Below are 14,848 nucleotides of genomic sequence, written 5' to 3' on the forward strand. Positions count from 1 at the left end.
CGACCGGGTCCACCACCCCGTGGCCCACCGCGAAGTCGTGCCCGCCGGCCGCGGGGATCGCGGTGTTCTCGATGCGCGCGATCACCTGTCGGGCGGTGAGCCCCGGGTACGCCTGTCGGACGAGCGCGGCGGTGCCGGCGACGTACGGTGCGGCGAAGCTCGTCCCGCTGATGGCGGTCCGCGCGCCGTCCCCGTCCACCACCAGGTCCGACACCCCTGCGCCGTCGGCACCGACCGATCGCAGGCCCACCGCGGGGGCGGCCACGTCGACCCACGGTCCCCTGAGCGAGAAGTCCGCTGCGGATCCGTCCGGACCGACGCCGCCCACGGCCAGCACGTGATCGTCGTACCAGGCGGGCACCGCCACGGTGACGACGTCGTCCCATCCGTCGTCCCCGGGAGCGGCGGGATCGGGGTGGTCGGGGTTCTGGTCCCCACAGGTCTGACCGACGTTGCCCGCAGCCGCCACCAGCACGACGTCGTGGTCGACCGCGGCATAGCGGACCGCTCCACCGAGCGTGTCGTCGGCCAGCGCGGTACCGGCGGGAACGCAGGCCACCTCCGAGATGTTGATCACGCCGGCACCCGCGTCCACCGCCGCGCGGATCGCCCTCGCCAGGGAGGAGAGTGTGCCGACCCCGGATCCGACCGAGGTGACGTCGGATGAGCGTGCGGTCGACCTCAGGACACTGCTCGACTGCCGGATCGTGACGATCTCGACGCCCGGCGCCACACCGGAATGGCCCGAGTCGTCCTCGCTCGCGGCCAGCACCCCGGCCACCAGAGTGCCGTGCGCATCGCAGTCCTCCGTGCCGTCCCGGCCGGGGACGACGTCGCCGGCCCCACGAACACGTGGCAGACGGGGACCGGGGTTGACACCGGTGTCGATCACGGCCACCACCTGCCCCTCCCCCCGCCCGTGGATCCACGCCGCACTGAGATCGTCAACCGTCGCAGAGGCGGGCGGGGCGGACGGGTCGAGAACTGCAGCCGTGGTGCGACAGGGGCCGTCACGCCGCACTCCCGATTCGGCTGAACCGGGATCGATAGGGCCGACCTCCGGGACGGGACCGTCGATGGAGGGCCGCTCGAGCGCGGCCGCCACCTGACCATCGACAGAGTGCGCGGTCAGGATCGCCACGGTGGCCGCGAGGGGTACCAGCAGGCCCGACCTCATCGCTGACGGACGGTCGAGTAGACGTCCATCGCGCCCACGGCGAGCGGTACGAGCACGCATATACCGATCACCTCGATCGTCCCCACGGCGCGCAGCACGGCAGGGGAGAGTTCGACATGGGGGAGTGCCGTCGCCGCGACGACGACCGCTGCGGCCAGGGCGGCGGCCGCGGGGATCACCATCCCGACCGGCGACGGATGGGTGACGGCCGCCCCGAGCAGCAGGCCGGACGCCAGCGTCAGGGCCGATGCCAGCAGCACCGTCGTGTGCACCCGGTCGGCGTACCCGAGGCCCCGGAGGACCAACGTCAGGATCACGACCAGTGCCAGGGGAGCGGACCACCGGGTGGACGCGGGACCACCGGTCAGCGCCACGAGTGCCCCGGCCGTGCAGATCGCGCCCCCTGCGGCCAACAGGCCGGTGAGCCACGAACGTGAGGTGAGAAAGCGGTGCCTCAGGACCGCCGGTGTGGGTAGAGGTCCATGCGACCGTCGGTCATCGGCATGCCGCGCGCGCAGGTCGTGATCGACCTCGCCCAGATCCCCGGCCTCGACGTCCTCGCCCGGCGCCGGAACCGGGGGGATCGGGATCCGGGCCGCCGAGATCGACACGCCGGGTGCGGCGGTGAGCAGCAGCAGGCCTGTGAGGACGGCTCCGGCTCCGACGGCGTGCACGGGAACGGTGGTGTACGCGACGATCATGGCGGTGATCGCGCCCACCGCCGACACGAGGGCCAGAGCCAGGTAACCCGCCGCGAGACCGTACGACCGATCGTGGCCCGTCCGGAACACGGTGCACCGCAGCACACCGGCGAGGACCGCCCCGGCGGTGAGGCCACCCATCAGGTTCCCCGCTCCGCCGGGGGCCGCGCCGACCGTCCCCGCCGCGAGGACGGTGAACCCGTACGTGGACGCCCCCGCCACGGCGTGTGCGGAGACGGGGGCGGCGGTCCGGCGGAGTGCGAGGACCCCCGCGAGGCCGAGAGCGGCCAGTAGGGCGGCCACGAGAGGGGGCACGATCCCCCCGAGGTTCCACCACTGGCCGACGAGTGCGGCGACGGCGGCCACCACGGCCACCGCAGTCGTCGCGGTGGCCGTGTCGACGGCGTCGCGGCGACTCCAGACGGAGGAGCGCGCCACGTCCGGATCGGTGAGCCCCTGCAGCACGTCGTCGAACAGCGGCGCCGGAGTGGGCACGGGCCGGTGGTCCAGCACGAGGATCTCTCCGTCGTGCACACGTTGTTGCGCGAGTGTCTCGGAGACGGCCAGTGGTCCACCCGCCAACCTCGACAGCTGCCATGACCCGCTCGCGTGCCCACCCATCCGGGCGTCGACGTCCACACTCGAGGCGGGCCCCGCGGCCGCCCGGATCCGATCGCGGACCAGGTCCACGATCTCGGGGATCACGGCGACGAGCTCGAGATGGGCCGGCAGACTCAGATCCACTCGTGTCGTTCGGCAGACGATCGACACCCGACGCTGGTCGAGCGGCTCGACGCCCGAAGCGACGCCCCCGGGCTCGTCCCGCCCCGTCACGCCCTGTCCTCCCACTCGTCCCTGCCCACCCGGTCGCCGGCGGTGCCACCCTGGTCGGTTGACGTCCCCGTCACGACGTGCACTGCCCTAACATCGCGCTTCGACACGGCGACCATTGTCGACGGCGGGATGCTCCCGTGGGGGCCCCTCCTCCGGTTTCGGACGAGGAACGGGTCGTCGGGGACCGGGCGGCAGGAACTGGACGAGGAGGCGGGCGCGGATGGGCGACGTGGTCTTCACCCGCGGCGAGCGGCTCGAGGCCCCGGAGGTGTCGACCGGTGAGCTCACCCTCCAGGCCCCTCCGGGACTGCCCCGGCCGACTCCCAGGCCACTGGTGCAGATCGTTCTCCCCGTCGTCCTCGTCGTCGCCGTGGTCGGGATGGTCGTGGTGATGATGCGTACGGGGATGATGCGCAACCCGATGTTCATGCTCTTCCCCGTGATGATGGCCGTCTCCGCTGTCGGAATGCTCGCCGGCAGCCTGTCCGGTGGCAACAAGACCGGTGAGACCGACGAACTGCGGAAGGACTACCTCCGCTACCTGGGTCAGACCCGGGAGACCGTCCACGAGACCGTGGTCGCGCAGCGGGCGGCCGCACTGTGGCGACACCCCGACCCGGTGGAGCTGCCCGCGCTGGTCGGAACGCCACGGATGTGGGAGCGGGAGGAGGGCGACGCGGAGTACCTCACAGTACGACTGGGCCCCGGGCGGCAGTCCCTGGCGACCCGGTTGTCCGCCCCCGACACCGGTCCGGTCGACGATCTGGAGCCCGTCTCGGTCGTGAGCATGAGGCGCTTCGTGAGAGTCCACTCGGTGGTGGACGACCTGCCTGTGGCGCTGGAGTTGCGGGCGTTCGCCGCGGTCTCCCTGGACGGTGATGTGGACGTGGCGAGATCTGCGGTCAGAGCGGCACTGGCAGGACTCGTCGTCTCCCACGGTCCCGACCGGGTCCGCGTGGCGGTCGCCGCGAGCGAGGGGAACGCCCGCCGGGCCTGGGAATGGCTCAAGTGGCTCCCTCACCACGAACACCCGACGTACACGGACGGCGGCGGACGGGTGCGACTCACCGAGTTCTCACTCGCCGGGGTCGAGTCGATGCTCTCCGAGGACATCGCGGTGCGGCCCGCTTTCGGGACGAACGCGAGGGACGGTCGGGAGGTGCCTCATCTCGTCGTCATCGTGGATGGCGTGGGAGTCACCGGCGCCGAGCGTCTGGTGGCCGAGGACGGACTGGACGGCGTGACCGTTCTCGAGGTCTCCGGCAGTCGCGCCGGGCAGCTGCGCGACCTCGCGACCCGTCTCGGGTTGTGTATCCGGCTCGACGACGACGGCAGGGCGTCGGTACACACCGAATCGGGGGAGGAGGACATCGCGAGGGCCGATTCCATGAGCCTTCCGGAAGCGGAGCGGCTCGCCATGGCACTCGCCCGCTACCGACCCGCCGACACCGTGACACACGCCGACGGCTCCACTTCCACCAGGCGGGTCCCCGGTCTGCCCGACCTGCTGGGGATCGGGATGGCCACCCGCGTCGACCCGGCGGTGGCGTGGCGACGTCGCGGCGAACGCGACCGCCTGCGCGTCCCGGTGGGGGTGAGCCCGGATGGAGCCCCCGTGGAGCTGGACCTCAAGGAGGCCGCGCACGGCGGAATGGGCCCGCACGGCCTGTGTGTCGGCGCGACAGGGTCCGGGAAGTCCGAGTTCCTGCGCACCCTCGTCCTGGGTCTGGTCGCCACGCACGACCCGGACGCGCTCAACCTGGTGCTGGTGGACTTCAAGGGCGGGGCCACGTTCCTCGGACTCGAGTCGCTGTCCCACGTGTCAGCCGTGATCACCAACCTCCAGTCCGAGATCACCATGGTCGACCGGATGCGGGATGCGCTCGAGGGCGAACTGAACCGGCGACAGGAGGTGCTCCGCGCCGCGGGCAACTACGCGGGTGTGGGCGACTACGAGGCGGCGCGGGCGAGGGGAGCGCAGCTCGATCCCCTGCCGGCACTGGTGATCGTCGTCGACGAGTTCTCCGAGCTGTTGTCCTCCAAGCCGGAGTTCGCGGAACTGTTCCTCACCATCGGGCGTCTCGGGCGCAGTCTGCACATCCATCTGCTGTTGGCGTCTCAACGGCTCGAGGAGGGACGATTGCGCGGTCTCGACAGTCACCTGTCCTACCGGATCGCCCTCAAGACGTTCTCCGCGACCGAGTCCCGCACCGTCCTGGGTGTGACCGACGCCTATCACCTGCCCGCCACGCCGGGCGCGGGCTTTCTGAAGGTCGATTCCGGCGAGCCGGTGCGATTCGACGCCGCCTACGTCTCGGGGCCCCATCGAGAGGATCGTCGACGTGACGGCTCCTCTGTCGCCGTCCCGGTCGCCCGCGCCACAGTGCGTCCGTTCACGTCCTGGTACATGCCGGTGGCCGCTCCCGCCCCATCGGCGGCCGCCGTCCGACGCGACGCGCCAGTCCCCGACGACCGGGATGAGGAGACGAGTCTGCTGGACGTCCTCGTCGGTCGGCTCGCCGGTCACGGAAGACCCGCACACGAGGTCTGGCTCCCGCCTCTGGGGGCCGGCGCAGCCCTGGACACGGCGGTCGGAACAGAACCGACGGTGTCCAGCGACGAGAGCCCGCCGAGCCTGCGCTTCCCGATCGCCGAGGTCGACCTGCCGTTCGAACAGCGTCGAGCCTCCTGGGTCGTGGACCTCTCCGGGGCGGACGGCAACGTCGCGGTGGTGGGCGGGACGAGGTCGGGCAAGTCGACCACCCTGTGCACCCTGGTGCTGGCCGCCGCGGCGACCACCGGACCCGACCGGCTCTCGGTATACGTCGTGGACCTCGGTGGCGGGCTTCTCCAGTCGGTCGCCGAGCTCCCCCATGTCGGTGGTGTCGCCAGGCGCGGCGAGGACGAGAAGATCCGTCGAACGGTCGCGGAGGTTGGCGTCGAACTCAAGCGCCGGGAGGCGGCGTTCCGCGACGAGGGAGTGACGTCCGTCGACCACGCCCGCCGCCGGCTGATCGGGCGCGACGGTCGGTCGATCGCCGAGTATCCCGAGATCCTCTTGGTGATCGATGGCTGGCAGGCGTTCCGGACCGAGGTCGAGGACCTGGAACAGCTCGTGGTGGGGCTCGCCGCGGACGGCCTGTCCTACGGCGTCCACGTCGTCCTGTCCGCAGCCCGCTGGGCCGACCTCCGGCCGGCGCTGCGGGACGCGCTCGGTACCCGTGTCGAACTCCGGCTGGGTGATCCCACGGATTCGATGATCGACCGCCGGGCGGCGATGACCGTCCCCGCCTCTCCCGGCCGGGGGTTGACCCGCGAACGCCACCACATGCTCGTCTACCAACCCCGGCTCGACGGACTCGTCGACCCGGATGGCATCGCCGACGCCACCGTCTCGGCCTCCCGGCACCTGGCGCAGCGGTGGCGGGCCCTGGTGGGCCCCGTCAACGCGGCGCCGGTCAGAATGCTCCCGGAGGTCCTGCCGTACGCCCAACTCGCGGGTCTGGCGCGCCCGGGTCCGGACGGCACACGGACGCGGGTGCCTCTCGGTGTGGACGAATCCGACCTCAAGGTCGTCTACGCGGACCTCGAGGCGGACCCGCTGATGCTGGTGCTCGGCGATTCGGAATGCGGCAAGACCTCTGTTCTCCGGGCCGTCACCCGGGGGCTGGTCGCCGGCAACAGCCCACAGGCGGCGAAGGTCATCGTGGTGGACTACCGCCGCACCATGCTGGGCGAGATCGAGGGCGATCATCTCGCGGGATACGCCGCCACCGAGACGGCGCTGGTGCCGATGGTCGATCACCTGGTCCAGATCCTCGAGGGCCGGATGCCCGGCGTCGGGATCACGCCGGAGCAACTACGCGCCCGCTCGTGGTGGAACGGTCCGCGAATCCACCTGATCGTCGACGACCTCGACCTCGTCATCACCGGTGCGGGGAACCCGCTGTCCGCGCTGACCCGATTCCTCCCGCACGCCCGCGACATCGGGTTCTCCGTGGTTCTCGCGCGGAGGACCGCGGGTTCCTCGCGCGCGCTGTACGACGGTCTCGTGGGAGGGATCCGGGACCTGGGCGGCGCCGGCCTCATCATGTCCGGGAGCCGCGAGGAGGGCCCCCTTCTCGGAGGAGTACGTCCCACCCACCTGCCGGCGGGTCGGGGCAGGCTCGTCACCCGCAGCGGGGGCGTCCGACTGGTGCAGACCGCACTCGCGGAACCGTGACCCCCGTGGGCGCGACCATCGCGGTCGATCTCTCCTGTTCCGGACTGTCGGTGGCGTCGGCGTCGGCGTCGACCGTTCTCTCCCCGGCGGTCGCGCCCACCTCCGTCCTCGCAGGTGCAGACGGTTCCGCGCTACCACCCGGGGGCGATCGGATCGAGTGCTCCGAGCGGGTCGACTCCGTCGCCCTCCGGCACCCGGACCGTTGTCTGCCGGACCCGCTGGCAGGCGCTCACCGGGATCGCACCGACGTGGCCGGGCTCTCCGTCCCCGTGGAGGAACTCCTGGCGGCTCCGGTCTCCCGGGCCCTGCGGTGGGGCGCGGCGGGGGACGGAGACGGAGTGGTGCTCATCGTTCCCAGTGGGTGGGGCAACACCCGCTCCGCCCGATTGGCATCCGCTGCGGAGGGCCTGGGTGTGTCACCCCACATCGTCCGCGCGGCGCTGGTGACCGCCGAGGCGCTGCCCTCATCCTCGGCCCGCTGGGCGGTGTGCGTGGAGGCCTGCGCCGCGAGGACCACTGTGAGCCTCGTCGAACGCACGCGGGGGGAGCTGACCCTGATCGACCGGACCATCGTCCACCGGTGGGATCCGTGCCGGGATTCGATGCGCGACGACGAGGTGCCCCGTGTGCTCGAGGCGGTGACCGCGCTACGGCGTGGGCGGCGGGAGGCGGGCACCGGCTCCACCGAGATCCTGGCCCGCGGACGCAACGCCGAGCGGGTGGTGGACGCCTGCGATCAGGCGCGGTTGCTCTCCTTCGTCGTTCCGGATCTCGCTCCGGTCGAGGCCGCTCTCCGGCTACACGAGGGAGTCTGAGTCGCCCTCCGGGTGGTCGTCGTGGCGGATGGAACCGAACCCGGCCCCGGGGACGTCGAACACTGTGACGGACCCAGGAAGGGGCCGCAGGACCACAAAGGGGAGGACGAGATGGCCGGTTTCAACACCCACATCGGGACCATGGACACCGCGGCCAGACGGGTCGACGACGTGAACACTGAGATCGATCGACTGCTCGGGAACGTCCGGGATTCGGTGTCGCAGCTCGGAGGGTCGGTGTGGCGGGGTGCGGCCCAGGCCCGGTTCGCGACGATCATGGCGGAGTGGCAGCAGCAGAGCACCAAGCTCAACACCGCCCTGGCGGGAATCTCGGAGACCATGCGGACCAACAGCACGTCGTTCGAGGCCGCCGATCAGGACTCCGCGCAGGCGATCAGCCGGGTCGGCGCCTCCGGCCCTCTGAACATCTGACCACCCACCTCCAGTCGGGAGAATTCTCATGACCTCAGGACAGATCACCTATAACCACGGCCCGATCGAGGCGCTCGTCGGCCAGGTCGGTTCGGCGTCAACGGCGCTGCGCACCACCCTCGACGATCTCAGGGCGTACCTCGCACCGCTCGTCGCCGAATGGGAGGGCGACGCCGCTGTCGCCTATCAGGCCCACCAGAACGACTGGGACCAGGCCGCCGCCGCCCTGCAGGCGATGCTCGCGGAGATCTCGCGGGCAGCGAGTCAGGGAAACCAGGGTATGGCGGATGCCGACCGTCGCGCCGCCCAGGGATGGGCATGACGGCCCCTATCCGAGTGGCCTCACCCTGAGTGGAGGCACAGCGGCGCGGAGTCTCGGTCACCGTCGGTGTGATGACCGGGCTCCGCGCGGCCGCCGCACCCCCCGACCGGATGCAGGCGAGGCAAGGCTGTCCTACCGTCGGACGTAGAGCCGGGTCGATCACCCGGCGGACGCGAACCACGGGAGGACCCACATGTACGTCACCCACGATCCGTCAACGGGAACGACCGACAGCCAGTACGACCAGACCGACGACGTCGACGGGATCCTGTCCACCGTCACCGAGGGGTTCACCTCCTGGCGCGCCACCGACGTCGCGGAGCGGGCGCGGATCCTCCTGGCGATCGCGGACGCCTTCGACGAGCACGCCGACGAGCTCGCCAAGGCCATCACCACCGAGATGGGCAAACTGCCCGACCAGGCGCAGGGGGAGGTCAAGCTCGCCGCCTCGATCTACCGCTGGTACGGCGAGCACGGCCCCGCGCTGCTGGAGCCCGAGACGCTGGACGTGCCGGGCGCCCGCCTGAATCGCGTGACCCACGAACCGGTCGGACCCCTGGTCGGCGTGATGCCGTGGAACTACCCCTACTACCAGGTGGCCCGGTTCGCGGCCCCCAACCTGCTCCTGGGCAACACCATCGTGCTCAAGCACGCCAGCATCTGCGCGCGCTCCTCCGCGGCAATAGAGAAGGTGCAGCGCGCGGCCGGGCTTCCGGAGAACGCGTACGTCAACGTCTACGCCTCCAGCGACACGGTCGCCGAGATGATCGCCGACCCCAGGATCAAGGGCGTCTCGCTCACCGGCAGCGAGGGCGCCGGCGCCGCCGTGGCCAAGGTGGCGGGGGAGAACCTCACCACCAGCGTTCTCGAACTGGGCGGCTCGGACCCGCTCATCGTCCTGGACACCGACGACCTGGACGAGCTGGTCGAGACCGTCGGCAAGGCGCGGCTGTCGAACTGCGGCCAGGCATGCAACTCGCCCAAGCGGATGTTCGTTCCGGCGGACATGAAGGACGACTTCGTGGGCAAGCTCCGCGACCTGTACGAGGGGACCAAGGTCGGCCCCGCGGCCGACGAGGGAACCGGGCTCGGACCGCTGTCCTCGGAGGACGCCCGCGACGGGGTGGTCGAGCAGGTCGAGCGCGCCGTCGAGCAGGGCGCGACCCTCGTGACCGGAGGCCGCGCGATCGATCGACCGGGTGCGTTCATGGAGCCCACCGTCCTCACCGGCATCACCCCGGAGATGGACGCCTACACCGAGGAGATCTTCGGCCCCGTCGCCATGGTGTACGGCTACGACTCCGTCGACGAGGCCGTGCGCGTCGCCAACGACACGCCCTTCGGCCTGTCCGGCTCGGTGTGGGGGGCCGACACCGACAAGGCCTCCGAGGTGGCCGAGAAGCTCGAGGTCGGGATGGCCTACGTCAACGAGCACGGCACCACCATGGCCGGCCTGCCCTTCGGCGGCGTCAAGCGCTCGGGCTACGGCCGCGAGCTGGGCCGCTGGGGCCTCGGCGAGTTCGTCAACGTACGGCTGCAGCGGGTCCACTGACCTCAGTGCAGCGACGCGTTAGCTTCGCCGCGAGTTCGAGGCCGCGGGCCTGCTCGACGACCGGACCGTCGTGACCTACTGCGGCGACCGGGGTCGCGCACGCTCTGGCGCTCGTCGGCCGGGAGGACGTCGCGGTGTACGACGGCTCCATGACCGCCTGGGCCGGCGATCCGGAACTGCCGCTTGTCACCGGCGACTCGCCCCGTTGAGCTGACTCGCCCCCGAGGCGGGTCAGCGCGCGACGGCGTAGGCCTGCGCGAGGTGCGCGATCTTCTGCGCGCGGGCCAGCCGCGGAAGGTCCGCGCCGTCGCGGCACCGCTCGCCGCCGGGCCCCAGTTCGTCGATCACTGACTCGGCCCACGAGACGTCGGCGGCCGAGGGGGACAGGACCTCGTTGATGTACGGGGCCTGGTCCACCCGCAGGCACAGCTTGCCGGTCATGCCCATCTCGACCGCGTGCTCGGCGGCGTCCATGAGGACCTGGGTGTCGTTGGAGATGGTGGGCCCGTCGATCGGCGGAGCCACGCGCGCGACCCGGCTGGACACCACGAACTGCGAGCGGGTGTAGGCCATGGCGATCTGCGAGGACCCGATCCCGGTGTCACGGCGGTAGTCACCGATGCCGAACGCCAGGCGCACCACCTGGTCGGTCTTGGCGATCTCCGTGGCGGCGGCCAGACCGTCGGCGGACTCCACCAGCGCGACGATCGGTGTGTCCGCGGCCAACCGGGCGGCCGTCAGCGAGACGTGCTCCGGGTTCTCGGTCTTGGCCAGCATCACGCCGTCGAGGCCGGGGCAGTGGCCCAGGGCCATGAGGTCCTTCTCCCACTCGGGGGAGCGGACGTCGTTGATCCGGACCCACGCGTGGTTGCCGGCCTCGAGCCACTGGCGGACCTCACGACGAGCGCGTTCCTTCTCCGACTGGCGGCACCCGTCCTCGACGTCCAGGACGACGACGTCCATCTCGGAGTTCACGGCCGCGTCGAAGCGATCGGACTTGTCGGCAGGCAGGAGTAGCCACGAACGGGCGATCGTCGGCGGGATGGTCGACATGGGGTTCATGGGTACCGGTCATCCTTTGTTCGAGAGACGGCTGGCCGCGGAACGCGGGAGGTCGCGCGGCAACCTCCCCACGATACGTGGCCCGGGTCGCGGGGTTCCACACGGTGACCAGCAAGCCATAGGACGCGATCGGTCCTCATTGGCGGACCCGTGTATTGACTACCGTTTCCCGGCGCGGCACTCTTTGGCGAGTGAGTACCAGACTGGCGTCCGACGCCCCGGCGATCGAGGCGGAACACCTCGTCAAAAAGTTCGGTGACTTCACCGCCGTCGATGACATCTCCTTCTCCGTCCCCACCGGATCGGTCCTCGGGCTGCTGGGGCCCAACGGGTCCGGCAAGACCACCACCATCCGCATGATGACGACGCTGAGCCCGCCCACCTCCGGCACCGCGCGCGTCGCCGGACACGACGTCATGGGTGCACCGGCCGAGGTGCGCAAGGCCATGGGGCTGACCGCGCAGGCGGCCACCGTCGACGAGTTGCTCACCGGACGCGAGAACCTCCGCCTCATCGGGGACCTCTACGGCCTGCCCAAGAAGATGGTCAAGTCGCGCGCCGACGAGCTGCTGGAGAAGTTCTCGCTCGCCGACGCCGCGACCAAGGTCGCCAAGAGCTACTCCGGGGGCATGCGGCGCCGGCTCGATCTGGCGGCCAGCCTCGTCGCGGCCCCGCCCGTGCTGTTCCTGGACGAGCCGACCACCGGTCTCGACCCCCGGTCGCGCAACGAACTCTGGGACGTCCTGCGCGACCTGGTCCGGGACGGCACCACGTTGTTGCTCACCACCCAGTACCTCGACGAGGCCGATCAGTTGGCCGACCGGGTGATCGTCATCGATCACGGCAGCGTCATCGCCGAGGGCACCCCGCTCGAGCTCAAGGACCGCTCCGGTGCGGCCAGCCTGGTCATCACCGTCTCGAGGCCGGACGACGTCGACGAGGCCGTCCGCGTCCTCGACGGCCGGATCGGGGAACTGCACGTCGACCGCGACGCGCGCCGGCTCACCGCGCCGTCGGAGGGCGTCTCGGCGCTGGCGGGGATCGCCACCGCGTTCACCGACGCCGGGATCGAACTCGACGACATCGGCCTGCAGCGCCCCAGTCTGGACGACGTCTTCCTGTCCCTCACCGGACACAGGGCCGAGGACACCGCGGACACCGTGGACGCCGACATCATCGGACAGGAGAACCGGGTATGAGCACCGTCGCCGACCCCACCCACACCTCGGCCGCCCACGAGCGGTTCGCGATGCCGGTCCGTCACGAGGGTCCGCCGCTGAGCCGGCAGATCTCCGCGCTGGTGCGCCGCAACCTCTTCCACATCCGCCGCCAGCCGGAGAACCTGGCGGACGTCACCATCCAGCCGGTGATGTTCGTCCTGCTGTTCGCCTTCGTCTTCGGCGGCGCGATCGCGGTGGCCGGCGGCGTGAACTACCGGGAGTGGCTGCTCCCCGGGATCATGGCGCAGACCATGGCGTTCTCCTCGTTCGTCGTGGCCGCGGGGCTGTGCAACGACCTCAACAAGGGGATCATCGACCGCTTCCGGACCCTGCCCATCCAGCGTGCGTCGATTCTCATCGCGCGCAGCGCGTCCAGCCTCATCCACTCCTCCATCGGCGTGGTCGTGATGTCGCTGACGGGTCTCGTCGTGGGGTGGCGGATCCGGAGCGGGATCGTCGACGCCGTGCTGGGCTACCTCATCCTGCTGGGCTTCGGGTTCGTCATGATCTGGATCGGGATCGTCGTGGGCTCCCGGCTCAAGACCATCGAGGCGGTCAACGGTGTCATGTTCACCACGATCTTCCCCATCACGTTCCTCGCCAACACCTTCGCGCCCCCGGAGTCGATGCCGTCGTGGCTGCGGCCGGTCGCCGAGTGGAACCCGCTGGCCTCGGTCGTCCAGGCGATGCGCGAGCTCTGGGGCAACGCGCCCGCGGTGGGTCCGGATGCCGCGCTGCCGCTGCAGCACCCGGTGCTGGCGTCACTGCTGTGGATCGTCGGGCTGACGGTGATCATCGCCCCGATCGCCGTCAAGGCCTTCGACGCCCGGACCCGCGACTGACGCGCCGGCGGCCGTCAGGCCTTCTTCTTGGGGGAGACCCGGATGGTGATGGACCCGACCACCGGTTCGACGCCGGCGTCGTCGACGAAGCGCAACGGGACGTCGATGTCCTGGCCGCTGGTGATGGCCGAGAAGTCGGGGAGTTCGGTCCACTCGGCGGTGACGGTCAGGCCGCCGGTCGACTTGGCCGGGTAGCGCACGTTCATGCCCACGGGGATCCACCGGTGGGTGGCCGGCACGGTGGCCTCGGCGAGCACCCCCATCGCCATCTCGGCCAGGTTCAGGGCGGCGATCACGTGAAAGGTGCCGATGTGGTTGCGGTTGCCCCACCAGCCTGGGCCGCGCACCTCGCACCGTCCCGGCCGCACGTCCACCACGTGCGGGAGAACCGTGCGGAAGTAGGGGGCCTTGAGGCTGACGGCCGCGCTGAACAGGCGCGAGCCGAAGGGCAGCCGGCTCGCCTTCTGCCAGAGGAGGAACGTCTGGGTGGGTGCGGGCCGGACGGGCGTGGTGTCGGTCATCCGGCAGATGTTACTCCCCGGTAGGTTCCGGATGTCGTGCACCACCGGATGCGCTACCGGACGCACCGCGGTGCCCACCGCCCGGCCCGCCGCCTCAGGCCAGGATGCACGTCCCCTGCCTGAGGAGTTCGTGGAGCCGGGCCTGGTCGGCGTCGGGCTCGTCGACCCAGCGCCGGTACGCCGAGAGGGCGATCCCGAGCGCGGCGTGAGCCGTGGCGGCCGGGATCAGATCGTGCACGGTCTCCCCGCGACGCGCGGCCACGAACTCCGCGACGGTCCTCCGCCAGTCCGCGTACATCAGCGTCGAATGGGCCTGGAGTTCGTCCACCCCGAGCAGTAGTCCCATCCGCAGGCGGTGCACCTGGGTCTCGGAGTCCGGGAAGGTGTTGAACGCGACGAGCGAGTCCGCCAGCGCGTCCCGGAGCGGGGTCGAGCCGGGGATCTCGGCCAGCTGTCGCCGCATCCCGTCCATCTGCACGTCGAACTCGCCCCACGCGATCGCCGCCTTCCCCGGGAAGTACCGGAAGAGGGTCCGCCGGGAGATGTGTGCGGCCTCGGCGATCTCGTCGACGCTGGTCGCGTCGTATCCCTGGCGCGCGAACAGCCTCAACGCCACCGCCACGATCGAGGCGCGCGTCGTGGACGGTCGTCGCCCGGGGACGCGACTGTCGTCAGACTCCGTCATTCCCATGATCGACAAGCCTAGAGCCATCCCGGACGCGGACCGTGCATTGACCATTGCAATTGGCACTAGGTGCCAATATGATGCAGGTCTCACCTGGAGTGGTGAGGAACCCAACCGCGTTGACGAGAGGAACCGCCGTGGAGAACACCCAGAACACCGAGGTAGTGCTGGAGGAGGCCCTCATCGAGGAGGTCTCGATCGACGGTATGTGTGGGGTCTACTGACATGACCTCCGCAGCAGCGCCGGCCGGCGCCGGACAGGACGCCGCGCCCGCGGCCTTCGATCTCGACGCCGGCTGGCGCCTGCACCCCGGAGTGGCGCTGCGTCCCGAGCCGTTCGGGGCCCTGCTCTACCACTTCCACACCCGCAAGCTCAGCTTTCTCAAGTCGCCGACCATCGTCGAGGTGGTCCGCATCCTCGCCGACCACCCCACCGCCCGCGCCGCCTGCGCGGCCGCCGGTG

14 protein-coding genes and 1 pseudogene are annotated in these 14,848 nt (G+C 70.8%); 10 read left to right on the forward strand and 5 right to left on the reverse strand.

Translation table 11 applies throughout. From position 1 onward, the window contains the following. Positions 1–892: type VII secretion-associated serine protease mycosin (gene mycP, locus G6022_RS08495; protein ID WP_347238163.1), on the reverse strand; the 892-nt coding region annotated here is incomplete at its 3' end. 281 nt (positions 893–1,173) lie between these two features. Then, positions 1,174–2,712, reverse strand: a complete 1,539-nt coding sequence (gene eccD, locus G6022_RS08500) for a type VII secretion integral membrane protein EccD (protein ID WP_182616043.1) — start codon at positions 2,710–2,712, stop codon at positions 1,174–1,176. A gap of 220 nt (positions 2,713–2,932) precedes the next feature. On the opposite strand from eccD, the gene eccCa reads away from it, so the two are divergent. From eccCa to G6022_RS16825, 6 genes and pseudogenes are all read left to right on the forward strand, one after another. Then, complete coding sequence (gene eccCa, locus G6022_RS08505; protein ID WP_182638454.1) at positions 2,933–6,934, forward strand: type VII secretion protein EccCa; 4,002 nt, start codon at positions 2,933–2,935, stop codon at positions 6,932–6,934. 5 nt (positions 6,935–6,939) lie between these two features. Then, positions 6,940–7,749: a hypothetical protein gene (locus G6022_RS08510; protein ID WP_179525895.1), complete on the forward strand. Its 810-nt coding sequence runs from the start codon at positions 6,940–6,942 to the stop codon at positions 7,747–7,749. Positions 7,750–7,860: 111 nt separating this feature from the next. Beyond that, on the forward strand, positions 7,861–8,181 hold the full coding sequence (locus G6022_RS08515; protein WP_179525894.1) for a WXG100 family type VII secretion target: 321 nt from the start codon (positions 7,861–7,863) through the stop codon (positions 8,179–8,181). A gap of 28 nt (positions 8,182–8,209) precedes the next feature. Then, positions 8,210–8,503, forward strand: coding sequence for a WXG100 family type VII secretion target (locus G6022_RS08520; protein ID WP_182616040.1), 294 nt, complete (start codon positions 8,210–8,212; stop codon positions 8,501–8,503). Positions 8,504–8,696: 193 nt separating this feature from the next. Next, positions 8,697–10,055 (forward strand): NAD-dependent succinate-semialdehyde dehydrogenase, encoded by a 1,359-nt coding sequence (locus tag G6022_RS08525; RefSeq protein ID WP_179525892.1) that lies wholly within the window; start codon positions 8,697–8,699, stop codon positions 10,053–10,055. A 22-nt stretch (positions 10,056–10,077) separates the two neighbouring features. Then, a pseudogene (locus G6022_RS16825) lies at positions 10,078–10,264 on the forward strand (sulfurtransferase); the annotation flags it as partial. A 22-nt stretch (positions 10,265–10,286) separates the two neighbouring features. On the opposite strand, the gene G6022_RS08530 reads toward G6022_RS16825, so the two are convergent. Continuing rightward, a complete protein-coding gene (locus tag G6022_RS08530; RefSeq protein ID WP_182638456.1) occupies positions 10,287–11,108 on the reverse strand; it encodes a CoA ester lyase in 822 nt (273 codons plus the stop codon). Between the two features lie 200 nt (positions 11,109–11,308). Between G6022_RS08530 and G6022_RS08535 the strand changes: the two genes are divergently transcribed. Together G6022_RS08535 and G6022_RS08540 are read left to right on the forward strand one after the other, a co-directional pair. Then, entirely contained in the window at positions 11,309–12,316 is a 1,008-nt protein-coding gene (locus G6022_RS08535) for an ATP-binding cassette domain-containing protein (RefSeq protein WP_182638453.1), read from the forward strand. A 50-nt stretch (positions 12,317–12,366) separates the two neighbouring features. Next, positions 12,367–13,179: an ABC transporter permease gene (locus G6022_RS08540; protein WP_241731124.1), complete on the forward strand. Its 813-nt coding sequence runs from the start codon at positions 12,367–12,369 to the stop codon at positions 13,177–13,179. 14 nt (positions 13,180–13,193) lie between these two features. Here the strand turns inward: G6022_RS08540 and G6022_RS08545 are convergent, their stop codons facing one another. Both G6022_RS08545 and mftR read right to left on the reverse strand, forming a co-directional pair. Continuing rightward, positions 13,194–13,700, reverse strand: coding sequence for a hotdog fold domain-containing protein (locus tag G6022_RS08545; protein ID WP_182638451.1), 507 nt, complete (start codon positions 13,698–13,700; stop codon positions 13,194–13,196). A gap of 94 nt (positions 13,701–13,794) precedes the next feature. Further along, positions 13,795–14,385, reverse strand: a complete 591-nt coding sequence (gene mftR / locus G6022_RS08550) for a mycofactocin system transcriptional regulator (RefSeq protein ID WP_182638450.1) — start codon at positions 14,383–14,385, stop codon at positions 13,795–13,797. A gap of 137 nt (positions 14,386–14,522) precedes the next feature. On the opposite strand from mftR, the gene mftA reads away from it, so the two are divergent. Further along, positions 14,523–14,609 (forward strand): mycofactocin precursor MftA, encoded by an 87-nt coding sequence (gene mftA, locus G6022_RS08555; RefSeq protein WP_067716580.1) that lies wholly within the window; start codon positions 14,523–14,525, stop codon positions 14,607–14,609. 1 nt (position 14,610) lies between these two features. Beyond that, on the forward strand, positions 14,611–14,848 hold a 238-nt coding region (gene mftB / locus G6022_RS08560), incomplete at its 3' end, for a mycofactocin biosynthesis chaperone MftB (RefSeq protein ID WP_182691367.1).

The organism is Dietzia sp. Cai40 (assembly GCF_014145165.1).
Lineage (GTDB): Bacteria > Actinomycetota > Actinomycetes > Mycobacteriales > Mycobacteriaceae > Dietzia > Dietzia natronolimnaea.